We start from the raw sequence: 23,357 nt of genomic DNA, 5'->3' as shown, positions 1-23,357 counted from the left end.
CGACTACGCGGCCACCCCGCACCCCTCGCGAGGGCGTCAACGGCGACGCCTGGATGGAGCCACCGTGACCGAGCACGACCTCGATGTCCTCGACGAGATCCAGCGGCGGGTGCTCTGGCTCGCCACCCGGATCGTGGACGCCGCCAACCACGACCGGGCCACCGGCGACGGTGTGAAGGTCGGCGGCCACCAGGCGTCCAGCGCCTCGCTGGTCACGGCGATGACCGCGCTCTGGTTCGCGCACCTGGACGCCGAGGACCGGGTCGCCGTGAAGCCGCACGCGTCCCCGGTGTTCCACGCCATCCAGTACCTGCTCGGCAACCTGGACCGCTCCTACCTGCCCCGGCTGCGCGCCCGTGGCGGCCTCCAGTCGTACCCGTCACGCACGAAGGACCCGGACGAGGTGGACTTCTCCACCGGTTCCGTCGGCCTGGGCGCGGCGGCGCCGCTCTTCGCCGCCGCCACCCGGCGGTACGTCGACGCGCACTTCGGGGCCCGCCCGCACTCCCGGTTCGTGGCGCTGATCGGCGACGCCGAGCTGGACGAGGGGAACATCTGGGAGGCGGTGGCCGACCCGGCGACCACCGGGCTGGGCAACGTCATGTGGCTCGTCGACTTCAACCGCCAGTCGCTGGATCGGGTGGTCCCCGGCATCCGGATCAACCAGTGGCGGGGCCAGTTCGAGGCGGCCGGCTGGCACGTCGTGGAGGTCAAGTACGGTCGGCGGCTCGCCGAGGCGTACGCCCGGCCGGGCGGCGAGGCGCTGCGCGACTGGATCGACGCGATGCCCAACGAGCAGTACCAGTCGCTGTTCGGGTTGGCCGGGCCGGCGCTGCGCAAGCAGTTCCTGGACGGCGCGCCGGCCGGCATCGACGAGCTGATCGTCCACGTCGACGACGAGAAGCTCGGCCCGCTCGTCACCGACCTGGGCGGGCACGACCTGGCGGCGATGCTGGACGCGTACGCCCAGTGCGACGCGGTCACCGACCGGCCCAGCGTCGTCTTCGCGTACACCGTGAAGGGTTGGGGGTTGCCCATCGCCGGCAATCCGCGCAACCATTCCGCGCTGCTCAGCTCGGAGCAGGTCGACACGCTGCGCGCCGCGCAGGGGTTGACCGCCGACACCGAGTGGGACCGCCTCGACCCGGCGTCACCCGCCGGGATCCAGGCCGGCGCCCGCCGGGAGGCGCTGTCCCGCGCGCCGCGCGAGCGTGCGTTGGGGGTCACCGTTCCGGAGAGCACGGGAGTACGCGCCAACAAGCCGATCTCCACCCAGGAGGTCTTCGGTCGGGTGCTGGTGGACCTGGCGCGGGACCGGGAGGTGGGCCGCTACCTGGTCACCACCGCCCCGGACGTGGCCACCTCCACCAACCTCGCCGGGTTCATCAACAAGACCGGGGTCTTCGCCCCCACCGAGCAGCGCTCCTGGACCGAGGACCGGATGCTGCGCTGGACGGAGAGCCCCGCTGGGCAGCACATCGAGCTGGGCATCTCGGAGATGAACCTGTTCCTGCTGCTCGGCCAGCTCGGGCTCTCCTGGGACCTGTCCGGGCAGCCGCTGCTGCCGGTGGGCACGGTCTACGACCCGTTCGTGCTGCGCGGCCTCGACGCGTTCCTGTACGGCACCTACTCCGGTTCCCGGTTCGTGGTGGCCGGCACCCCGTCCGGCATCACCCTCGCCCCGGAGGGCGGCGCCCACCAGTCCACGATCACCGCGTCGGTCGGCCTGGAGCTGCCCGGGGTGACCTTCGTCGAGCCGGCGTACGCGGCCCCCCTCGACTGGCTGCTCTGCGACGCGCTCGGGCAGATCGCCGGCGGGTCTGCCCCGGCCGCGACCGCCGCGCCCGCCGAGGACGGCGCGTACTACTTCCGGTTGAGCACCCGACCACTGGACCAGGCGCCGTTCGAGGCGGCCCGGGCGCGGCTCGGTGACGCGGTGCTGCGCCGGCAGGTCGTCGCCGGGGCGTACCGGCTGGTCGACGCGCACCAGGCGTACCCGCACCTGGTCGACGCCCCGGTGGTGCAGCTGGCCGCCTCCGGCGCGGTGCTGCCCGAGGTGCTGACCGCCGCGGCGGAGTTGGCCGACGAGGGCATCGCCGCACACGTGGTGGACGTGACCTCGCTGGACCGGCTCTACCGCGCCTGGCAGCGCACCCTGCGCCAGGGCGTACGCACGGCCACGGTGCCCAGCGTGCCGGGCGCGCTGCGGTCCGCGTTCGCGGACCGGGTGCCGGTGGTGACCGTGCACGACGCCGCGTCGCACGCGATGGCCTGGCTCGGTTCGGCGGTCGGCGCACCGGCGGTGCCGCTCGGCGTGGACGAGTTCGGCCAGTCCGGCAGCGTCGCCGAGCTGTACGAGCTGCACGACCTGCTGCCCGGCAGCATCGTCAACGCCGCACTGGCCGCCATCGCCCTCCGCTGACCCGTCGGCCGCGCCCGCCGGTCCGCTGGTGGGCGTCGGCGTCGGCTCAGTCGGTCGGCGTGGGTGTGGGTGTGGCGGGGACACCGCCGGTCGGTGTGGGTGTGGGTGTGGGTGTGGCGTTGACACCGGCGGTCGGGTTCTCCACCAGGCGTCGTTCCAGGTTGACCTGGGCCTGTCCGGTGCCGCCGACGGTGATGGTGTCGTACGCCTGGAGCATCTTCTGCTGGTCGAAGTAGAGGACGCTCATCGACAGCGGGGTGGGCTTCTCGCCCTCGAGACCGCGCAGCCCGGCGCCGCCGGTGGATCCCTCCACCATCAGCGTGGTGGGCTGCTGCCCGGGGGCCTGCGGCAGCTTGGAGACCTGCCGGGCGTGGGTGTGCCCGGCCAGCACCAGCGGGCAGGTGCCGGCGAGCGGCCCGGCCGACGCCGGGTCGTGCACGAGGGCGATGTTGACCGGTCGCGGTGAGCTGCGGACCGTCGCGGCGAGCTGGTTACCGGTGCCGATCACCTGGTCGGCCACCTGCTGGGTCAACCCGCTGCCGGCGGGGGAGGTGTTCTTGTCCGGGGTGAAGCGCGGGTCGCCGATGCCGGCGATGGTCAGCCCGGCGACCGTGGTGGTCGTGTTGTTCAACACGATGGCGTTCGGCTGACGGGCCACCGCGGCGGCGGTCTTGCCGGAGTCGTGGTTGCCCCGGATGAAGACGTACGGCTTTTTCAGCAGGCCGATCGAGGCGACGAAGGAGGCTTCCGGCTCGCTGCCCCAGTCGGTGATGTCCCCGGTGTCGATCACCACGTCGATGCCGAACTGCTCCACGACCGTCCGGATCAGCTGCCAGCCGGTCGGGTTGAGGTGCATGTCGGAGACGTGCAGCACCCGCGTGGTGCCCGGGGTCGGCTCCAACAGCGGAAGCGCCGAGACGGTGGTGTAGAGCTGGCTGACGTTGCCCACCAGGCGCTGCAGCTGCTCCGCGTACTTGGTGTAGTCGTTGGCGATCCGCCGGGCGTCACCGACGATGGCCGGCGCGTTGACCAGCAGCCCCTCGTAGCGTGGTTCCTCGATGGCCTGCGGCCGAAGGGTCGCCGCCGCCGTGCCGAGGCTGCCGGCGGTGACCAGCAGCGCCAGCCCACCCGCCCAGGCGGTGCGCCGGACGTCGCGGAAGATCAGCCCGGCCAGGATCAACGTGACCAGCACCGACGCGGCGAGGGTACGCAGGCCGAGGCGCATCACCCCGGAGCGGACGTCCTCCACGGCGCTCTGGCTGGCCCGGCTGATGCTGGCCGGGTCGTCGATCAGCGCCTCGGTGCGCCCCTGGTCGAGCGCGCCCAGCCGGACGGTGAGGTGGGTCGGCCCGTCGTGGCTGTCGAGCAGCAGCGCGCCGAGTGGCGGAATGTCGACCGTGGTGCCGCCCTCGCGGGCGGGGGAGATGCTGAGGTTGGCCCGGAACGGGCCGATGTCGGTGCTCACCTGACCGCCGGCCAGCACCCCGAGCACCGCCCCGCCGAGGGCCACGGCGAGGACGGCGACGATCAACCCGAGGCGACGTAGCGGGCCGGCGACGCCGACCCGCCAACCCGCCGGGCGCGGCCGATCGTCGCCGGTCACCGGGTCGTCCCGGTCATCGGCGTCGTCGTGCCGCTCGTCGCGTTGCCCGTCCATGCTGAAAGTCTGACCTGCCCGCCGAAAGATCTTGGCAAACCTGAACCGATGGTGACGAAGTCAGCTGCGCCCGCCGTCACCGCCCGCGAAGACCACCCGCAGGAGCCGGTCGTCGTCGCCCGCCGGGTCGCCCCGCCCGTCGTGGTTGGAGGTGCTCACCCAGAGCGACCCGTCCGGTGCCGCGGCCACCGCGCGCAGCCGACCGTAGCGGTTGGTGAGCAGCTCACTGGGCTGACCGAGCAGTGTGCCGGTGTCGGTCAACTCCATCACCCAGAGGCGCTTGCCGCGCAGGCAGCCGGTGACCAGCAGCCGGTCCGTGGCGGCCAGACCCGAGCAGGACGCGTCCGACGTCGCCCACTGCACGATCGGGTCGGTGAACCGCTTGTCGCCGGCCTGACCCTCGACCTCCGGCCAGCCGTAGTTGCCGCCCTTGGTGATCTGGTTGATCTCGTCCCAGGTGTTCTGGCCGAACTCGACGGCGTACATCCGCTTCGCGGCGTCCCAGGCGAAACCCTGCACGTTGCGGTGCCCCAGGGACCAGACCGGGGAGTTGGGGTACGGATTGCCGGCGGCGGGCTTGCCGTCCGGGGTGATCCGGAGGATCTTGCCGCCGAGGCTCTTCACGTCCTGGGAGAGGGGGCGCTGACCGGCGTCACCCGTGCTGACGTAGAGCTGCTTGTCCGGGCCGAAGCCCAGCCCACCGCCGTTGTGCACGTTGGCCTTCGGGATGCCGGTGAGGATCGGGGTGGGCTGCCCGCCGAGCTGGAGCCGGGCGACCCGGTTGTCCTCCTCGGCGGTGTAGTAGACGAACACCGTCCGGTCCCGGGCGTAGTCGGGGGAGACGGCGATGCCGAGCAGGCCACCCTCGCCCGCCGCCGCCACGTCGGGGATCGTCTGCACCGGGCGGACCCGCAGCCCGTCCGGCCCGGACTCGGGTCCGACCTGCAGGATCCGGCCGTTGTCCCGTTCGCTGACCAGCGCGCCGCCGTCCGGCAGGAAGGCGATGGCCCAGGGCACCCGCAGACCCTTGGCGAGCACGGTCGCCACCGCCTGCTGGCCGGCACCGCCCGGGCTCGCCGACGCGGACGGGGTCGGCAGGTTGGGCGGCTCGCCGGCCGGGTCGGGCTCCGGCTCGCCGAAGCTGCAACCGGCGGCGAACAGCAGCGCCGCGCAGGACGCCGCGAGGGCCACCCGGAGGCGGCGGATGCGAGGGTACGGGGGACGGGCGCTCACCCGGCCCAGGGTAGCCCGCCGCGCGCCCCGGCCGGACCCGTCGAGATCCAACGGGTGCCGCCGACCCGCCCGATGGTCCCCGGTGGACCACTCACCGCGCCCGTACGGCCAGCAGCGCGGTGTCGTCCTCGCGGTGCCGGATCGAGGCGAGCAGCAGGTCGCACAGGTCGTCGAGGGGCAGTGTGTCGGTGCCGGACAGCCGGCCCGCCAACTCGGCCAGCCCCTCGTCGATGGAGCGGTCCCGCCGTTCGATCAGCCCGTCGGTATAGAGCAGCAGGGTGTCGCCGGTGGCCAGGCTGGTCGAGTGGCTGCTCCGCGGCGACGGACGGGCCAGGCCGAGCAGCGGCTCCGGTGTGCCTTGGAGGACCTCGACCGCCCCGCCGACGCGGACCACCAGGGCCGGCGGGTGCCCGGCGTTGGACCAGGTCACCTCGTACACACCGGCGCGCTGCGGACAGATCCGGACCAGCGTCGCGGTGGCGGCGATCGGCAACCGCAGGCCACGGATGGCGCCATCCAGGTTGCTCATCAGCGACCCGACCGCGTCCGGCCGGCCGAAGGCGTTGCCCCGCACCAGGTTGCGCAGCTGACCCATTGTCGCCGCCGCCTCGATGTCATGCCCGGCCACGTCCCCGATCGCGGCGATCACGTCGCCGTCGGGCTGCACGAAGGCGTCGTACCAGTCGCCACCCACCTCCACCCGGTCGGCCGCCGGCTGGTAGCGGGCCGCCAGCTCCAGCTCGGCCACCACCGGCAGCCGGGGCAGCATGCTGTGTTGCAGGACCTCGGCGACGTGCCGCTGCTCGCCGTACATCGAGCTGTTGCCGACGGCCTGACCGGCCCGGCGGCCGATGTCGACGGCGGTGAGCAGGTCCCGGTCGTCGAACTGCTGACGCTGGCCGCCGTTGACGAGGGTGATCGCCCCCAGCACCGTGCCGCCGACGCCCCGCACCGGCACGCTCAGGTAGGAGGCGATGCCCAACCGGCTGGCGATGGAGGCCATCTCCGGGTCGGTGGTACCCCTCGTCACGTCGGCCAGGGACGCCACGCTGCCGAGCCGGGGCTGGCCGGTCCGGAGCACCGCCCGGATGCTCGACTCGGAACTCAGCCCGGTGCGCAGCAACTCGCCGAAGCGGTCGACGTCCGCCGCGCGGGCCGGGTCCCGGTGCACCGAGACCACCTCGCGGGGCAGACCGGTCGGCCCGATCAGGGTGAGCAGGCACCAGTCGGCGAGCAGCGGCACCATGGTGGCGGCGAGCCGGCGCAGCGCGGTGCTCACGTCCAGGGTGCCGGCCAGCGTCTCGCTCACCCCGGCCAGCAGCTCCAGCCGCTCGTGCGCCTGCACGACCCGCCGCCGGGCCTCCTGCGCGCCGTCGAGCGCGATCCGCAGGCGCAGCTCCGACGAGCAGGCGGCGGCCAGGTCGGCCAGGGTCCGCAGCTGCGCGGCCGTCCAGGCGCGGGGCTTGCTGTCGATGGCGCAGAGCGAGCCGAGCACCCGGCCGGAGAGGTCGGTCAGCGGCATCCCGGCGTACGCGACCACGCCGAGGTCGTCGATGGCCAGATTGTCCCGGACACGGGGGTAGAGCCGGGCGTCCGGCAGCACCATCGGCGTCTCGATGTCCACCACGTGCTGACAGAACGAGTGGCTCAGCGGGGTCTGCCGCCGCTGCGACCAGGGCTCCGGCAGCCCGACCGCGCCCGGGAAGAACTGCCGGTCGGCGGAGACCAGGGAGACCAGAGCGACCGGCACGTCGAGGAGGTCACTGACCAGCCGGGCGAACCGGTCGAACGCCTCGTCCGGGGCGGCGTCCAGCCCGGTGTCGGCGAGCGCGCGCAACCGCGCCGGATCGCCGAGCACCGAGGGTGGCGCGATCGAACGCCGGGCGGGGCCGGGGGAGCCGTCGGTCATCGAGCACCTGTCTGCCGGGGCGGAGGCCGACCGGCCCTCCGACCCTTCGTTATACCTCGTGAGGGGCGGAGTCGAACATCGGTGTGCTGAGTCTCGCCCGCCCCGACGCCGCGCGCCATCCCCCGGTACGCCGGTTCGCCGCCGCGCCTCCACCGGCCCCGACGCCGGGGACTATCGTCGGCGGACGTGAAGGTATGGATTCCGCACCAGGCCGGCCTGAACCTCCTGGGCGAGCTGCCCGCGGACGTGACAGTGGAGGTCTTCGAGCACACCGACCGGATGCCGTCCGAGCCGGTCGACGTCCGCTTCTGGGTGCCGCCGTTCCTGGGTGGCTCGGACGGTACGGCGCTGCTGCGGGAGCTGCCCGACCTGGCGGTGGTGCAGTTGCTCTCCGCCGGGGCGGACGCCTGGGCCGGCCGGACGCCGCCGGCTGTCACGCTCTGCGATGCCCGGGGCGTGCACGACCCTTCCACCGCCGAGTGGGTCGTCACCGCGATCCTTGCCCAGCTGCGGGCGTTCCCGGCGTTCGTCCGCGCGCAGGCGGAGCGGCGCTGGACGTACGCGGAGAACACCCCGACCGACGAGCTGACCGGCAAGCGGGTGCTCATCATCGGCGCCGGTTCGATCGGCGCCGCGGTGCGCGACCGGCTCGCCCCCTTCGACGTGAGCTTCACCCTGGTCGCCAGGACGGCCCGCCCGGAGCAGGGAGTGCACGCCGTCGACGAGCTGCCCCGGCTGCTGCCCGACGCGGACGTGGTGGTGGTGCTGGTGCCGCTCACCGACCAGACCCGTGGCCTGATCGACAAGGCGTTCCTGGCCGCGATGCCGGATGGGGCGCTGCTGGTCAACGCCTCCCGGGGCCCGGTGGCGCACACCGACGCGCTCGTCGCGGAGCTGGGCACCGGTCGGATCTCGGCGGCGTTGGACGTCACCGACCCCGAGCCGCTGCCCGCCGACTCCCCGCTCTGGGTCATGCCGAACGTTCTGCTCACCCCGCACGTCGGCGGGTCGGTGCGCGGGTTGTGGCCACGGGCCTACCGACTGGTGGGCGATCAGGTCCGCCGCTTCGCCGCCGGGGAACCGCTGATCAACACGGTGGTCGACGGCTACTGACCGGGCGTGTCCGCCGCAGCGCCCGGCAGTGGCTGGCCGGCCGCCGCGACCAGCCGGGGCAGATCCGCCCCACGGACGGCCGGCAGGGTGACCTGGTGGCCGTCGTCCAGCCGGGCGACCGCGCGCCCGCGCTGGTCGGTGGTCAGCTCGATGACCCGGTCCCAGTCGATCCGACGCTGCCCGGCCAGCGCCCGGATACGCAGCTCCCGCGCGTCGGCGTCGGTGCCGGCCCGCCAGGCCCACACCGCGACGGCGAGCGGGACGAGCAGCACCGGCAGCAGGTAGGCCCGGGCGTTGGCCAGCGGCAGGGCGCCGACGAAGGCGATGATCGCGGCCACCAGGATGGCTTGGTTGTACCGGAAGCGGACCGTGTCGGGCTTACTCACCCTCCGATGATCCCACTCCCGGTCGTTTCGGCTCGCGGCGGGCGGTGCCAGCAGCGTGCGGTACGCCGTACAGTGACACAGGTCGTTGTCTCACCTGAGTGACCGGCAAGTAACCAATTCGGCCGTCCATCGTTGCCAATCGTGGGTAGCGGACTCGCAGTGTCCGATGTCCCGCACCGCCGCACCGCCCCCGTGCCCCCTCACGAAGGCGACCGCCGTGCTCCTCGCGTACCCGTTCCGCGTCCTCGTCCTCCGCCGTGCGGCACCGGAGGCCGCCACGTCCATGGCGGTGGCGCTGCTGCTCCTCGCCGGTGCCGCCGACCTGGTCCCGACCTCGGTGGTGATCGCGCTGGCCGCCGGTGCCGGCGCCACGCTCGCCGGGCTGCGACTCTCCCGGCTGGCCACCCGACGCGGCACCGAGCCGACCCCGCGCGCGGCGGGCGTGCTGCTCGACGCGGCGGTGGTGGTGGCGGGTCTCACCGCCGTCGTGCTGCCCCTGGCCGACATCGGGCACACCGTCGCCGTGCCGATCGGGTCGCTGGTCGTGGCGGTCCTCTCGGCGACCGGTCTGTACCGGCTCCCCGGACGATCGCGGCTGGCGCCCTCGGTCCGGCTGCGCTGGCTGGTCGAGTCGACCGGCCCGGCCGTCGGTCTGGCCCTCGCCGGCTGGCTGCTGCTGCCCCGCGACGGCCAGCCGGGCCCGGTTCGGCTGGTCTGCGCGTTGACGCTCGGCGGGTTGGGCATGGCCGCGTTGAACGCGTTCGCGGGGCCGCGGCGGCGCTCGGGTGCGGCGCTCTGCCGGGGCGGCGTCCTGCTCACCCTGGGCGGGCTGGTGCTGCTGGCCATGTTGCCGTCCGCGCCGACCGGGCGGGTGGCCCTGCTGGCCGTACCCCCGTTGGTGTTCGGGATGTTGCTCGTCGCGGTCGGCGCCGCGGATGCGGCGGACGACGCGGAGCCCGCGGAGCCGGTCGCCGCGGCCTGGCCCCGGGCGGTGCTCCCGGCGGCGGTGCTGTTGCTGGCATCGGGTCTGCACCTGGGCGCCGGCCGCGCACCGGACCGGACGAGCGTGCTGTTGGCCCTGGCGGCGGTGCCGCCCCTGGTGCTGCGCGAGCTGCTGCGCGCGACTGACGCGCCCACGTCTGGTCGGCGGGCCGCTCATCGCCGGCCCGCCGGCCGTTCGCTGCGGCACCGCCGTGCGGCCCCGGCGCCCTGGCCGGGCACGCCGGAGTCGCCGCCCGAGCGAGACCGCCACGCAGCGGAGGCGGCCACCGCGTTGGGTGCCGGCTCGACCTGGTCGCCTGATCCCGGTCCCGCGTGGTCGGGGCTCAACCGGCGACCCGCCACGGCGGCGAGCGGCACCCCCGGCGACCGGGCCGCCCTGCTGGACGCCCTGGCCGCGATCGGCGACGTCCCCGCGCCGACCGGCGCGCTGCTGCTGGTGGACCTGCACGGCACCGAGGGGATCGGCCCGACGGCCCGGGAGGACGTGCTGGCCGAGGCGGTGCACCGGGCCCGTGCGGTCATCGCCCCCGACGATCTGGTCACCGGGTGCACGGGTACCGGCTTCGCGGTGGTCACCGCCGCCGGCCCGGTGCTGGCGTACGCGCTGGGCACCCGACTGCTGAGCGCGCTCAGCCCGCCCTACCGGCTGGCCGGCGCGACGCTGCGCGTGCAGACGAGCATCGGGTTGGCCGAGGTGAGCGGCGCCGGGCCGGCCGACGTGCTCCGGCAGGCCGAGTTGGCCCGACGACGGGCCGTGCAGCTGGGCCGGGACCGGGTGGAGTGGTACGACGCGTTCCTTGAGGAACAGTTGGTGCGCCGGCTCGACCTGGAGCGGGAGTTGCCCGGTGCGGTGGCGCGCGGCGAACTGGATCTTGTCTACCAGCCGGTGGTCGACCTGGCCGACGGGCAGCCGGTGGGCGCGGAGGCGCTGCTGCGGTGGCGCAGCCCGGTGCTCGGCACGGTGCTCCCGACCGAGTTGCTGCCGGTCGCCGAGGACCTGGACCTGGTCGGTGAGTTGGAGTGGTGGGTGCTGGACCGGGCCTGCCGGCAGTTGTCCGACTGGTCGGTGGGCGTCCGGGAGCTGTGGATGGCGGTCAACGTCACGACCCGGGAGCTGACCACTCCCGACTTCGTCCAGCGGCTCGCGGCCGTGCTGGCCGCGTACGGGGTGCCGCCGGAGCGACTGGTGGTGGAGGTCAGCGAGCCGAGGGTCGCCGGTGACCTGCCGACCGTGGTGGCTCGGCTGGCCGGGCTCCGGTCGCTGGGCGTACGCACCGCGTTGGACGACTTCCGGGCCGAGCACGCCTCACTGGCCCAGCTACGCCGACTGCCGATCGACCTGCTCAAGGTGGGCCCGGAGTTGGTCGGCGCACGGCCGGACGGGCAGCCTCCGCTGATCGACGTGGTGGTCAACGTGGGTGAGCGGTTGGGCGTCGAGATCGTCGCCGAGGAGCTGGAGTCGTCGACCCAGGTCGAGGGGGCGCGCCGGGGCGGTTGCCGGTACGGGCAGGGGTTCGCGCTGGCCCGGCCGGCTACGGCTGAGCGGGTCGAGGCGTACTTCGAGGAGTTTCCCTCCGCGTCCCGCTGAACCGGTTCATCTCCCTCGGGGCGGTGCGGTGCTGCCGCGCGGTGTGAGGTGGGGTGTCTCGTCCTGCACCCGGCCGGCGGGCTGCCCGGCGACGACGGCGAGCAGTTGCCGGGCGGCGTGCGCGCCGTACGCCGGGATGTCCCGGCCCAGCGCGGTCAGCGGCGGGTGCACCAGCCGGCACAGCGGCGAGTCGTCCCAGGCCACGATGGACAGGTCGCCGGGCACGGTCAGGCCCATCTCCTGGGCGACGGAGAGCCCGGCGATGGCCATCACGTCGTTGTCGTAGATGACCGCGGTGGGCCGGTTGGCCGAGCTGAGCAACCGGCGGGTGGCCCGGCCGCCTTCCTCCCCGGTGTAGTCGGACCAGACGGTGACCGCGTCGACCAGGTCGAGCCGCTGGCGGACCGCCGCGAAGGCGTCGGTGCGGATCTCGGTGTGCCGCAGGTCGGGCAGGCCGGCGACCCGGGCGATCCGCCGGTGCCCCAGCGCGACCAGGTACTCCACCGTCTCGGTCAGCGCGGCCGCGTCGTCGGACCAGAGACTCGCCAGCTCACCGGTGCCGCCGGGGCCGCCGATCACCACCGCCGGCAGTTGCAGCTGTTCGAGTGCGGGGATGCGACGGTCGTCGGTGCGCAGGTCGCAGACGAGCACCCCGTCCACCCGTCGTTCGCCCCACCAGCGCCGGTAGACCGCGATCTCGGCGTCGTGGTCGGCCACCACCTGCAACGTCAGCGCGTACGAACGGGCGGAGAGTTCGGCCTCGACGCCACTGATCAGCGCCATGAAGAACGGCTCGACGCCGAGGGTCCGGGCCGGTCGGCACAGGGCCAGGCCGATCGCCCCGGCGGCGGCGGCCGAGAGGGCGCGGGCGGCACTGCTCGGGCTGAACCCGATCTCGGTGGCGATGGCCAGGATGCGCTGCCGGGTGGCCTCGGAGACACCGGGTTGCCCGTTCAGGGCGTACGACACGGCGCCCTTGGACACCCCGGCGCGTTGGGCGACATCGGCGATGGTCGGCCGCTTCACCGGCGTGCTCCTTCGCTCTCTGGTCGTTGACAGCCCGGATTCCGGACCGTACCGTAGCTCAGCTTATCCGGTTCAGTACGGCATCTTTCGATGCGGGAAGGTGCGGTGAAATCGTGAGCCGACAGGCACTCTACGACGGCTGGACAGTGCGGGCGGCCCCCGGAGCGCAGGTGCCCGAGGAGGTCGCCGGCCGGTCCGTGCCGGCGACCGTGCCTGGCTGCGTGCACACCGACCTGCTCGACGCCGGGCTGATCCCCGACCCCTACCTCGACGACAACGAGCGGGCGGTGGCCTGGATCGGGCGCACGGACTGGGTCTACCAGACCAGTTTCGTCCACCGGGCGGGCGACGACGACCGAGTCGACCTGGTCTGCGCCGGCCTGGACACCGTCGCCACGCTCACCCTCAACGGTGTCGAGGTCGGCCGTACCGCGAACATGCACCGCGGCTACCGGTTCGACGTCCGACCGCTGCTGCGCGCCGGGAACAACGACCTGGTCGTCACGTTCGACTCCGCGTACCGCTACGCCGAGGCCCAGCAGGAGCGGCTCGGCGACCGGCCGAACGCCTACCCGGAGCCGTTCCACTTCATCCGCAAGATGGCCTGCAACTTCGGCTGGGACTGGGGGCCGACAGTGGTCACCGCCGGCATCTGGCAGGAGATCAGCCTGCACGCCTGGTCGACCGCCCGGCTGGCCACCGTCCGTCCACTGGTCACCATGGACGGTCGCGACGGCCGGGTCGAGGTGCACGTCGAGGTCGAGCGGGTCGCGGACGTCCCGCTGACCGTCCGCGCCGCCGTGGCCGGCGTCCGCGCCGAGGTGGTCGTCCCGGCCGGGCAACGCACGGCCGTGCTGGCCCTCACCGTCCGCGAGCCCGCACTGTGGTGGCCCCGGGGGTACGGCGACCAGGCGCGTCACCCGATCGAGGTGACCCTGCACGCACCGGACGGCGACACCCTGGACAGCTGGTCGCACCGGATCGGCTTCCGCTCGGTACGACTGGACACCACACCCGACGAGCACGGCACCCCGTTCTCGTTGTCGGTCAACGACGTCCCGGTCTTCGTCCGCGGGGTCAACTGGATCCCGGACGACGCGTTCCCCACCCGGATCACCCGGGCTCGGCTGGCCGACCGGTTCGACCAGGCGGCCGCGGCCAACGTCAACCTGCTGCGCGTCTGGGGCGGCGGCCGGTACGAGTCGGCGGACTTCTACGACCTCGCCGACGAGCGCGGTCTCCTCGTCCAGCAGGACTTCCTCTTCGCCTGCGCCGCTTACCCGGAGGAGGAGCCGTTCGGCACCGAGGTGGCCGCCGAGGCCGCCGAGCAGGTGACCCGGCTCGCGCCGTACCCGTCGCTTGTGCTGTGGACCGGCAACAACGAGAACATCTGGGGCTGGCACGACTGGGACTGGCAGGCCGCCCTCGCCGGACGCACGTGGGGGCGCGGCTACTACCTCGACGTGCTGCCCCGGATCGTCGGCGAGCTGGACCCGACCCGCCCGTACTGGCCGGGCAGCCCCTGGTCGGGCACCGAGGCGATCCACCCCAACGACCCGGCGCACGGCACCACCCACATCTGGGACGTGTGGAACACCGACGACTACACCAAATACCGGGAGTACGTCCCGCGCTTCGTCGCCGAGTTCGGCTACCAGGCCCCACCCGCGTACGCCACGCTGCGCCGGGCGTTGAGCGACGAACCCCTGGCGCACGACTCACCGGGCATGGCGCACCACCAGAAGGCGGTCGGCGGTGACAAGAAGCTCCAGCGGGGCCTCGACGCGCACCTGCCCACCCCGGTCGACTTCGACGACTGGCACTACCTGACGCAGCTCAACCAGGCCCGGGCGATCCAGCTCGGGGTGGAGCACTTCCGCTCGCACCGGGGCGTCTGCGCGGGCACCATCGTCTGGCAGCTCAACGACTGCTGGCCGGTGACCTCCTGGTCGGCCGTCGACGGCGACGGCCGCCGCAAACCCCTGTGGTACGCCCTGCGCCACGCGTACGCCGACCGGCTCCTCACCGTGCAACCCCGCGACGGCGGCCTGGCCCTGGTGGCGGTCAACGACGCTGGCACGCCCTGGCGGGCGTCGGCCTCGGTGACCCGGGTGACCCTCACCGGCGAGGCTCGGGCGAAGACGACGATGGAGCTGGACGTCCCGGCGTACTCCTCGGTGGTGCTTGCGCTGCCGGCGGACCTGGCGCGGCCGGACGAGCGCCGGTGCGAGTTGCTGGTCGCGGAGGCCGGTGGCACCGCGGAGCGTGCCCTGTGGTTCTTCGCCGAGGACCGGGAGGTGGACTGGCCGGCGGCGGCCTGGGACGCCACGGTCGAGCCGGTCGACGGCGGGCAGCGGGTCCGGGTCACGGCCCGCACGGTGCTGCGCGACCTGACGCTGTTCGCCGATCGCCTCGACGACTCCGCCACTGTGGACGCGGCCCTGGTCACCCTGCTGCCCGGCGAGTCGACGACCTTCACCGTGCAGGCGGCCGGGGTCCTGGACCCGGCGGCGCTCGTCGCCCGCCCGGTGCTGCGCTGCGTCAACGACCTGACGTCGAGCTAGCGTTCGCCGCCGTCGGGCCTGTGGCCCGATGAGCGCTATACCTCAGAGGCATAAATATGCCTCTGAGGTATAGCGCGCTCGGAGCAGACCGGGAGCCGACGTCACGTTGGCTGACCGTCAGGTCACGCCCACCTTGCAGCCTGGGGCTGAATTGACTGGCTGGTTGCTGGTCCGTTAACCAGCTAGGCAGTCGACGCCCACTTCTGTCGCCTTCTGGATAACACAGACCCTGGCGACCGGGCAGCACCGGTTCAATGACAGACATGCGGGGGATCAGCGGCACGGCCGCGGCGAAGGCACTCATCCTGGCAGCGATTCCCGTCGGTGCCGTCGGTTTCCTCGTCACGGACCGGTGGGCGATCATGGCGAGCACCCTGACCCGGGGCTGACGTCCCAAGATCGTGCTCGGTCCACGAAGTAGTGGCCTCCCACGGTGGGGAGGCCACTACTTCCATGTTCGAGCACGATCATCACGCCCGGCGGCACGATCATCACGCCTGGGGGCGCGATCAGACGGTCAGGCGCGGGCGGCGGCGAGCACCTGGCCGACCAGGGCGCCCGAGGTGCCCGAGCGCTCGTACTCGGGCCGGTTCAGGCTGCCACCCATCAGCGGTGCCGGGTTGCGGTGTACGGCCGGGCTGTCCGAGCTGACCAGGGCGGCGAAGTGGTACTCGTCGGCGCCGGTCGCCTCGACGATCCGGGCGATGTTGCGGGGGGTGATGCCACCGCCCGGCATGATGACGATCCGGCCGGCGGCCCGGCCCACCAAATCGGCGATGAGCGGAGCACCCTCCAGCACGCTGACCTCCTGACCGGAGGTGAGCACGCGGTGTACGCCCAGCTCGATGAGCTGCTCCAGCGCCGCGTACGGGTCGCGGGTCATGTCGAACGCCCGGTGGAAGGTGATGCTGGCGTCGCCGGCGGCGGCGATCAGCCGGCGGGTGGTCGGTACGTCGACGTCGCCCTCGGCGGTCAACGCGCCGATCACGATGCCGTGCGCGCCGGCGGCCACCGCGGCCCGCACGTCCCGCTCCATGGCCTCGATCTCGAACGGCGAGTAGATGAAGTCGCCGGCCCGGGGGCGGACGATCACGTGTACCCGGATCCGGCTGACGGCGCGCAGGGTCGTCTCGATGGTGCCCAGGCTGGGGGTCAGCCCGCCGTCGAAGAGCGCGGAGCACAACTCCACCCGGTCGGCGCCGGCCTCCTCTGCGGCGACCGCCCCCTCGACGCTGTCGATGCAGATCTCGAATGTGTTCATGATTCTTCCTCTTCCGTGCGAGACGTGCGAGACGTGCGAGACGATGCCGGGGTCCAGTCGATGACGGCCGTGACGGCGCCGACCGGTACGCCGCCGCCGAGCACCGGCACCTGGCGCAGCGCGTCGGCCCCACCCACCGGTACGCCCACGGCGTCGAGGGCGGCGAGGGCGATGGCGGTGGTGGCTCGGGGTGAACCGTCGATCGCCTTCACCGCCACCGCGTGACCGTCCGGTGTGGCCACCGCGAGCACGCCCTCGGCCCCGCCCTTGGCGAGGACGCCGGGCAGTGCCCGCATCAGGTCGGTGTTCGGGTGCCCGTGCCAGCCGCCGACGTACTCCGGGTGTTGGCGCATGGCCTGCGCGACCAGCGCCTCGTCGCTTCCGGCGGGCGCGGTGACCAACGCTTGGAAGGTGCGGGCCAGGCCGGTCAGCGGTAGGCCGAACAGCGGTGCGCCGCAGCCGTCGACCGCGTGGTGCGCGATCGGCGTGCCGGCCAGCCGGGCGACGGCGGCGGCGGTTTCCCGTTGCAGCGGGTGGTCGGGGTCGAGGTAGTCGTGGGTGCTCCAGGACCGGGCGACGCAGCCGACAAGCATCGCGGCGTGCTTGCCGGAGCAGTTCATCCGGATCCGGTCGCGTTGCCCGCCGGCGCGGATCAGCCGGTCGCGGGTCGGTTCGTCCTCCGGCCAGTCCACCGGGCAGCCGAGGGCGTCCTCGGTCAGGCCGGCCCCGGCCAGCATCGCCCGCACCACCTCGACGTGCCGGTCGTCGCCGGTGTGGCTGCCGGCGGCGAGGGCCAACGCCGGGCCGGTCAGCTCGTCGCCCGCCGCGATCCGGCAGGCCAGTGCCTGCACCGGCTTGAGGGTGGAGCGGGGTAGCACCGGCTCGTCGGGTACGCCGGCGGCGAGGGCGACAGCCCCGTCCGGGGCGAGCACCACGACGCTGCCGTAGTGCCGGCTCTCCACGAAGCCGTTGCGCACCACCCTTGCCAGTTCGGCGTAGCGGAAGATCGTCACCGGGGGGTGTTCCCTTCGAGAAGCGGCGGGGGCAGCTCCGCGGTCCGCCGTCCGCGTCGGCCGCCGAAGCGGCCGTTGCGAGCCTGGAGTACGCGGGCGAACTTCGACAGCGAGGCGTTGACCACCAGGTAGATCAGCGCCACCACGAGGAACGTCTGGATCAGCAGGTGGGTGTACGAGGAGAGCACCTGCCCGCTGTAGAGCAGCTCGGTGTAGCTGACCACGAAGCCGAGCGAGGTGTCCTTGAGCAGCCCGACCAGCTGGCTGACCAGGGACGGGGCGAGTTGGAGCAGCGCCTGCGGCAGGACCACCAGCGCCATCACCTGGCCACGACGCAGCCCGACCGCGAGACCGGCCTCGGTCTGCCCACGGTCGAGCGCCAGGATGCCGGACCGGAAGATCTCCGCGAACGCCGCCGAGTTGGAGACCACAAGCGGCACGACGAGCTTCCAGAACAGCGGGAAGTTCAGTCCGTACTGCGGCAGGGCGAACAGCGTCACGTAGATCAGCAGCAGGGTGGGGACGGTCCGGAAGACCTCCACGTACGCACCGGCCAGCCACCGCAGCGGTCGATGCGTCGACAGCCGGCCGAGCGCCAGGAGCAGACCGAGCGCGGAGCTGAGCACGGCGGTCGCGGCGGCGGCGCGCAGTGTGGCCCACAGGCCGTTGAGCAGGTACCGCCAGATCGGCCAGGTGGTGAAGGGCTCCCACCGGGCGGCGGCCAACTCGCCGTGGCTGGCGAACTGGTAGAAGGCCGCGACCAGGGCGCCGGCCAGGAGGATCGCGCCCAGCACGGTGGCGATCCGGATCCGCCGCTGGGCGCGGGGGCCGGGCTCGTCGAAGAGGATCTGTTGCGTCTTGTTCATCGGACGATCGCCAGCCTTCGTTCGAGCAGGCCGGTGACCTGACCGATGATCAGCGCCAGCAGCATGTAGGCGAGGCCCGCGCCGGTGAAGACGGCGATCGGTTGCGCCTCGACCAGGTTCACGTTGTTGGCCGCCTGGGTCAGCTCGACGACGCCGACGGCGGCGGCCAGCGAGGTGTTCATCAGCAGCGCGATGCAGATGTTGCCGATCGGCTGGATCACCGCCCGGAGTCCCTGCGGCAGGATTACGTGCCGCAGGGACTGGCCGAACGTGAGGCCGATGGCACGGGCTGCCTCGGCCTGGCCCACACCGACCGTGTTGATCCCGGCGCGGATCGCCTCGGCCAGGTACGCCCCCTCGTACACCGCGATGACGATCGCGGCGGAGGTGAACAGCGGGAACGTGATGCCGATGGTCGGCAGCGCGAACACGAAGAGCACCAGAAGCGCCAGCAGCGGCAGGTTCTGGAACACCTCGACGTACGCGGTGCCGATGGCGCGCAGCAGCGGGACGGGGGCGATCCGCAGGGTGGCCACGACGATGCCCAGCAGCATCGCGCCGAGGGTGGTCACGACGGTCAGTTCGACCGTCGTGACCAGGCCGTGGCCAAGCTGGCTCAGGTGGGCGGTGAGGGCTTCCATGGGTACGAGAGGCTGCTCAGGAGCCGTCGGCGGAACCGAGGGCGGGCGGGGTGGGTGCGCCACCCTCCACCACCGAGCCGAGGGTGCCCTCCCAGACCTTCGCCCACGTGCCGTCGGCCTGGATCTTCTTCAGCCAGTTGTTGACGAACTCCTTGAACTGCGCGTCCTCCCGGTTGAGGCCGATGCCGTACGCCTCGGTGGTAAACGGCTCGCCCACCACCTTCATCCCCGGGTTGGCCTTGGCGCCCGAGGCGAGCAGGGTGAAGTCCTGCACGTACGCGTCGCCGCGCTTCTGCAGCAGCGCCTGCAACGCCTGCGGGTCGGTGCCGAAGGCGATCTGCTTCGAGCCGGGCGCGGCGGAGGGCAGTGCGGTGACGGCCGGGGTGTTCGCCCCGACGATCACGGTCTTGCCGGCGAGGTCCTTGACGCTCTTGATCGAGGTGTCGTCCTTGCGGACGCCGACCGCGAGGCCGGAGGTGAGGTACGGCCCGGCGAAGGCGACCTGGGTGGCCCGCTGCGGGGTGATCGTGTACGTCTGGAAGACCGCGTCCACCGACTTGGCCTGGAGCATGGCCTCCCGGGTCTGGGTGCCGATGGTCGTCGTCTTCACCTCGGGCTTGCCGATGATGTACTTCGCCAGCAGCTTCGCCATGTCGGCGTCGAAGCCCTCGATGGTGCCGCTGACCGGGTTTTGCTGGGAGAGCAGCGGCGCGTCCAGGGACCCGCCGATGTTCAGGTAGCCGCGCTTGCGGATCGCCTCCATGGTGGAACCGGCCGGGATGTCCGCGTCGGTGGCCACCGGGGCGGCGTCGTACACCGACTGGGCGACCACGCCGTCGCCGCCCAGGCCGGGGTTGCCGGGCAGCGCCGGAGCGCTGCCGCCGCCGTCGCCGCCGCAGCCGGTGGCGGCGAGGGCCACCGCCACCGCGGTGGCGGTGAGGGCGAGCGACCGCCGCCCGGTGAAGCTCATCTTGAGGATTGACATGACACCCTCCCGTTGGGGGCTAGTGCTGGAGGATCTTGGATAGGAAGTCGCGGGCCCGCTCGGTGCGCGGAGCTGCGAAGAAGTCGTCGGGGGCGCCGGATTCGACGATCCGGCCGTCGTCCATGAAGACCACCCGGTCGGCGGCGCGACGAGCGAAACCCATCTCGTGGGTCACCACGATCATGGTCATCCCCTCGGCGGCGAGGGAGACCATCACGTCGAGCACCTCGTTGACCATTTCCGGGTCGAGGGCCGAGGTCGGCTCGTCGAAGAGCAGCACCTTCGGCTGCATCGCCAGGGCCCGGGCGATCGCGGCCCGCTGCTGCTGCCCGCCGGAGAGTTGGGCCGGATGGTGGTCCGCCTTGTCGGCGATGCCGACGCGCTCCAGCAGGGCCATCGCCTGCTGCCGCGCCTCTGGTCGAGGGATCCGGCGGACCCGGGTGGGGCCGAGGGTGATGTTGTCCAGCACCGTCTTGTGGCCGAAGAGGTTGAAGGACTGGAAGACCATGCCGACATCGGCGCGCAGCCGGGCCAGCGCCCGGCCCTCGGCGGGCAGCGGCTCACCGTCGATCTCGATGCTGCCCTGCCCGGCGGTCTCCAGCCGGTTGAGGCAGCGGCACAGGGTCGACTTGCCGGAGCCAGAGGGCCCCACCACGACGACCACCTCGCCGGCGGCCACCGTGAGGTCGATGTCCTTGAGTACGTGCAGCGGACCGAACCACTTGTTCAGGCCGCGTACCGACACCATCGGTCGGTCCGCACCCGTCGTCTCCGGTGCCACCAGGCGGCCTCACTTCCTTCGACTACAAAACTAAGTCAGCTTCATATCGAACCAACAGCGCCATCTAAAGGTAGCCAGCAAACTAAGTCAACCGGTTGCCTGAACAAACTACGGGTGCTAAGAAGCTGACGTGACGATTGACGACGCGCCACGCGATGCCCTCCGGGGCGGCCCCCGGGAGCTACTGCGCTGGGTGGCCACCGGTGCGGCCGTCAGTCGGGCCGACCTGTCCCGGCTCTCCGGGCTGTCCCCCTCGACGGTTTCCCAGCGGGTCGAGGCGCTGATCAGCCAGGGGCTGCTGGAGGAGACCGGCGCCGGGCGGTCCCGGGGTGGACGACGGCCCCGCCAACTCGCCGTGCCCACCGGCGGCGCCGTGGTCGGCGCCATCGACCTCGGCGCACACCACGCCCGCGTCGGCGCGCTGGATCTCTCCGGACGGGTGGTCCAGGCCCGCACCCTGCCGGTCCGCATCGAGGACGGCCCGGAGGCGGTGCTCGGCACGCTGCTCGCCGAGGTCGCCACGCTGGTGGGCGGCGATCGGTCGGCCTCGCCCGGCGGCGCTGCGGCAGCCGAGGGCTCGGCGGCAGGTGCGCTCCGCGGCATCGGCATCGGGATTCCCGGCCCGGTGCAGCACGCCACCGGGCGGATCGTCAGCCCGTCGCGGATGCCCGGCTGGAACGGCTTCGACGTCGCCGCGTTCTGCGCCGGCCGGGTCGACGTGCCGGTCATCGTGGACAACGACGCCAACCTGATGGCGCTCGGCGCGCACCGCACCGCGCACCCCGAGTTGGACCACGCCGTCTACATCAAGGCTGGCACCGGGATCGGCTCCGGTGTGATCTCCAGTGGACGGTTGCACCGGGGTGCCCAGGGCTCGGCCGGGGACATCAGCCACTGCCGGGTGGTGGCCGATCCCGCGCCACCGTGCACCTGTGGAAACGCCGGTTGCCTGGAGGCGGTGGCCAGCGGCGCCGCACTGGTCACCGCGCTGCGGGGTCAGGGCGTACCGGTCTCCGACCTGACCGGTGTGATCCGCCTGATCGACGACGGTGACCGGCAGGCCACGGCCCTCGCCCGGCAGGCCGGTCGCGCCGTCGGCGAGATCCTGGCCGTGGTGGTCAACTTCTTCAACCCGCAGGTGGTGGCCATCGGCGGTCGGCTCGCCGACTGTGAGCCGCTGCTGGCCAGCATGCGGGCCACCCTCTACGAGCGGTGCCTCCCGCTGGCCACCCAGACCCTGCTCATCGAACGGGTCGCCGCCGGCCAGGACGTCGGCATCACCGGCGCCGCCCACCTGGTGATCGACCACGTCGTAGCGGCCGCCTGACCTCGCATCGGTTCAGATCACATCGGTGAGAAGGTCGAACCCATGCACCGCGATGGCACCTGCGCAGTAGGCCGTGCGGCTGTCCGCTCCCGCAACGATGGTTTCGATCGGTGCGCCGATTCGGACGGTAGTGAGATGTTCGCCGCCTCGCGTATCGCAGATGCGGACGGTCCCGTCGCGTCCGCCGCTGGCGAGCCAGGATCCGTCCGGCGCCACCGCCAACGCGCCCACTTCGTCGGTGTGGCCGGTGAGGGTATGTCGTAGCGCACCGGTGGTCGCGTCCCAGATCCGCACCGTTCCCTTGTGGCCGCCGCTGGCGAGCCAAGATCCGTCGGGTGCGGCCACCAACGCTACTACCCACTCGGTGTGGCTGGTGAGGGTGTGTTGGAGGGTGCCGGTGTTCGGGTCCCAGATCCGTACGGTCCGGTCGTTTCCGGCGCTGGCGAGCCAGGATCCGTTGGGTGCCGCCACCAAGGCCACGACCCCGTCGGTGTGGTCGGTGAGGGTGTGTTGGAGGGTGCCGGTGTTCGGGTCCCAGATCTGCACCCGTTTGTCGTTTCCGGCGTTGGCGAGCCAGGATCCGTCCGGGGCTGCCACCAACGCCTTCACCCAGCCGCCCTGGATGGTGAGGGTGTGTTGGAGGGTGCCGGTGTTGGGGTCCCAGATCCGTATGGTTCGGTCGTGTCCGCCGCTGGCGAGCCAGGATCCGTCGGGTGCCGCCACCAAGGCCACCACCCAGCGAGTGTGGCCGGTGAGGGTGTGTCGGAGGGTCCCGGTGTTCGGGTCCCAGATCCGTACGGTCCGGTCCTCTCCGGCGCTGGCCAGCCAGGATCCGTCGGGTGCCGCCACCAAGGCCACTACCCAACGAGTGTGGCCGGTGAGGGTGTGTCGGAGGGTGCCAGTGGTCTGGTCCCAGATCCGCACCGTTCTGTCGTTGCCGGCGCTCGCGAGCCAGGATCCGTCGCGCGCCTCCTCCAACGCTCGCACCCGGTCGCTGTGGCCGGTGAAGCCGTACCGGAGCCTGTCGGTGTTCGGGTCCCAGATCCGTACGGTCTTGTCGTGTCCCGAGCTGGCGAGCCAGGATCCGTCGGGTGCCGCTACCAACCCCACAACCTCGTCGGTGTGGCCGGTGAGGGTGTGTTGGAGGGTGCCGGTGTTCGGGTCCCAGATCCGTACGGTCCGGTCGTCACCGCCGCTGGCGAGCCAGAATCCGTCGCCTGCTGCCACCAGTGCCCGTACCCAGCCGATGTGGTCGGTGAGGGTGTGTTGGAGGGTGCCGGTGGTGGGGTTCCAGATGCGTACGGTTCCGTCGTGTCCGGCGCTGGCGAGCCAGGATCCGTCGCGTGCTGTCACCAACGTCACTACGTCTGCGGTGTGGCCGGTGAGGGTGTGTTGGAGGGTGCCGGTGTTCGAGTCCCAGATCCGTACCCTCCGGTCGTTTCCGGCGCTGGCGAGCCAGGATCCGTCGGGTGCTGCCACCAGTGCTCGTACCCAGCCGATGTGGTCGGTGAGGGTGTGTTGGAGGGTGCCGGTGGTGGGGTTCCAGATGCGTACGGTTCCGTCGTGTCCGGCGCTGGCGAGCC

18 protein-coding genes are annotated in these 23,357 nt (G+C 72.5%); 6 read left to right on the top strand and 12 right to left on the bottom strand.

Annotated features, from left to right (window positions below):
- Window positions 1–64: 64 nt before the first annotated feature.
- Window positions 65–2,422 carry a transketolase-like TK C-terminal-containing protein gene (locus tag ACIBD9_RS07090; protein ID WP_396715298.1) on the top strand — a complete coding sequence of 786 codons (2,358 nt, stop codon included), beginning with the start codon at window positions 65–67 and terminating at the stop codon, window positions 2,420–2,422.
- Between the two features lie 46 nt (window positions 2,423–2,468).
- On the opposite strand, the gene ACIBD9_RS07085 is transcribed toward ACIBD9_RS07090, so the two are convergent.
- The 3 genes from ACIBD9_RS07085 to ACIBD9_RS07075 all read right to left on the bottom strand — a co-directional run bounded on the left by ACIBD9_RS07085 (window position 2,469) and on the right by ACIBD9_RS07075 (window position 7,221).
- Window positions 2,469–4,079, bottom strand: a complete 1,611-nt coding sequence (locus ACIBD9_RS07085) for a metallophosphoesterase (protein ID WP_396715296.1) — start codon at window positions 4,077–4,079, stop codon at window positions 2,469–2,471.
- A 60-nt stretch (window positions 4,080–4,139) separates the two neighbouring features.
- Window positions 4,140–5,312: a PQQ-dependent sugar dehydrogenase gene (locus tag ACIBD9_RS07080; protein ID WP_396715294.1), complete on the bottom strand. Its 1,173-nt coding sequence runs from the start codon at window positions 5,310–5,312 to the stop codon at window positions 4,140–4,142.
- A 91-nt stretch (window positions 5,313–5,403) separates the two neighbouring features.
- Window positions 5,404–7,221, bottom strand: a complete 1,818-nt coding sequence (locus ACIBD9_RS07075) for a SpoIIE family protein phosphatase (protein ID WP_396715292.1) — start codon at window positions 7,219–7,221, stop codon at window positions 5,404–5,406.
- A gap of 186 nt (window positions 7,222–7,407) precedes the next feature.
- On the opposite strand from ACIBD9_RS07075, the gene ACIBD9_RS07070 reads away from it, so the two are divergent.
- Window positions 7,408–8,334 carry a 2-hydroxyacid dehydrogenase gene (locus ACIBD9_RS07070; protein ID WP_396715290.1) on the top strand — a complete coding sequence of 309 codons (927 nt, stop codon included), beginning with the start codon at window positions 7,408–7,410 and terminating at the stop codon, window positions 8,332–8,334.
- On the opposite strand, the gene ACIBD9_RS07065 is transcribed toward ACIBD9_RS07070, so the two are convergent.
- Window positions 8,328–8,720 (bottom strand): PH domain-containing protein, encoded by a 393-nt coding sequence (locus ACIBD9_RS07065; RefSeq protein ID WP_396715288.1) that lies wholly within the window; start codon window positions 8,718–8,720, stop codon window positions 8,328–8,330. The genes ACIBD9_RS07070 and ACIBD9_RS07065 overlap by 7 nt on opposite strands.
- Before the next feature lie 217 nt (window positions 8,721–8,937).
- Between ACIBD9_RS07065 and ACIBD9_RS07060 the strand changes: the two genes are divergently transcribed.
- Window positions 8,938–11,310, top strand: coding sequence for an EAL domain-containing protein (locus ACIBD9_RS07060; RefSeq protein WP_396715286.1), 2,373 nt, complete (start codon window positions 8,938–8,940; stop codon window positions 11,308–11,310).
- A 6-nt stretch (window positions 11,311–11,316) separates the two neighbouring features.
- On the opposite strand, the gene ACIBD9_RS07055 is transcribed toward ACIBD9_RS07060, so the two are convergent.
- A complete protein-coding gene (locus ACIBD9_RS07055) occupies window positions 11,317–12,336 on the bottom strand; it encodes a LacI family DNA-binding transcriptional regulator (RefSeq protein WP_396715284.1) in 1,020 nt (339 codons plus the stop codon).
- Between the two features lie 113 nt (window positions 12,337–12,449).
- Between ACIBD9_RS07055 and ACIBD9_RS07050 the strand changes: the two genes are divergently transcribed.
- On the top strand, window positions 12,450–14,900 hold the full coding sequence (locus tag ACIBD9_RS07050; RefSeq protein ID WP_396715282.1) for a glycoside hydrolase family 2 protein: 2,451 nt from the start codon (window positions 12,450–12,452) through the stop codon (window positions 14,898–14,900).
- A gap of 263 nt (window positions 14,901–15,163) precedes the next feature.
- Window positions 15,164–15,289 carry a hypothetical protein gene (locus ACIBD9_RS07045; protein ID WP_396715280.1) on the top strand — a complete coding sequence of 42 codons (126 nt, stop codon included), beginning with the start codon at window positions 15,164–15,166 and terminating at the stop codon, window positions 15,287–15,289.
- 128 nt (window positions 15,290–15,417) lie between these two features.
- Here ACIBD9_RS07045 and ACIBD9_RS07040 read toward each other — a convergent pair whose 3' ends face one another.
- From ACIBD9_RS07040 to ACIBD9_RS07015, 6 genes are read right to left on the bottom strand one after another with little or no spacing between them, the layout of a single operon-like run.
- The gene (locus tag ACIBD9_RS07040; protein WP_396715278.1) at window positions 15,418–16,161 is read right to left on the bottom strand and encodes a copper homeostasis protein CutC; all 744 of its coding nucleotides are present in this window, start codon (window positions 16,159–16,161) and stop codon (window positions 15,418–15,420) included.
- Window positions 16,158–17,174 carry an asparaginase gene (locus ACIBD9_RS07035; RefSeq protein WP_396715276.1) on the bottom strand — a complete coding sequence of 339 codons (1,017 nt, stop codon included), beginning with the start codon at window positions 17,172–17,174 and terminating at the stop codon, window positions 16,158–16,160. Before ACIBD9_RS07035 ends, ACIBD9_RS07040 begins: the two co-directional genes overlap by 4 nt.
- Complete coding sequence (locus ACIBD9_RS07030) at window positions 17,171–18,040, bottom strand: amino acid ABC transporter permease (protein WP_396715274.1); 870 nt, start codon at window positions 18,038–18,040, stop codon at window positions 17,171–17,173. The genes ACIBD9_RS07035 and ACIBD9_RS07030 overlap by 4 nt, the downstream gene beginning before the upstream one ends.
- Entirely contained in the window at window positions 18,037–18,681 is a 645-nt protein-coding gene (locus tag ACIBD9_RS07025; protein ID WP_387167925.1) for an amino acid ABC transporter permease, read from the bottom strand. The genes ACIBD9_RS07030 and ACIBD9_RS07025 overlap by 4 nt, the downstream gene beginning before the upstream one ends.
- Window positions 18,682–18,697: 16 nt before the next feature.
- Window positions 18,698–19,666 (bottom strand): glutamate ABC transporter substrate-binding protein, encoded by a 969-nt coding sequence (locus ACIBD9_RS07020; protein WP_396715272.1) that lies wholly within the window; start codon window positions 19,664–19,666, stop codon window positions 18,698–18,700.
- Between the two features lie 19 nt (window positions 19,667–19,685).
- Window positions 19,686–20,414: an amino acid ABC transporter ATP-binding protein gene (locus ACIBD9_RS07015; protein ID WP_238657928.1), complete on the bottom strand. Its 729-nt coding sequence runs from the start codon at window positions 20,412–20,414 to the stop codon at window positions 19,686–19,688.
- A 163-nt stretch (window positions 20,415–20,577) separates the two neighbouring features.
- Between ACIBD9_RS07015 and ACIBD9_RS07010 the strand changes: the two genes are divergently transcribed.
- Complete coding sequence (locus tag ACIBD9_RS07010; RefSeq protein WP_396715270.1) at window positions 20,578–21,774, top strand: ROK family transcriptional regulator; 1,197 nt, start codon at window positions 20,578–20,580, stop codon at window positions 21,772–21,774.
- Window positions 21,775–21,786: 12 nt separating this feature from the next.
- Here ACIBD9_RS07010 and ACIBD9_RS07005 read toward each other — a convergent pair.
- On the bottom strand, window positions 21,787–23,357 hold a 1,571-nt coding region (locus ACIBD9_RS07005; RefSeq protein WP_396715268.1), incomplete at its 5' end, for a WD40 repeat domain-containing protein.

The sequence above is a fragment of the Micromonospora sp. NPDC050784 genome (genome assembly GCF_044456765.1).
Taxonomy (GTDB): domain Bacteria; phylum Actinomycetota; class Actinomycetes; order Mycobacteriales; family Micromonosporaceae; genus Micromonospora; species Micromonospora foliorum.
Note: the sequence above shows the minus strand (reverse complement) of the source record. Positions and strands in the feature narration are given on the sequence as shown.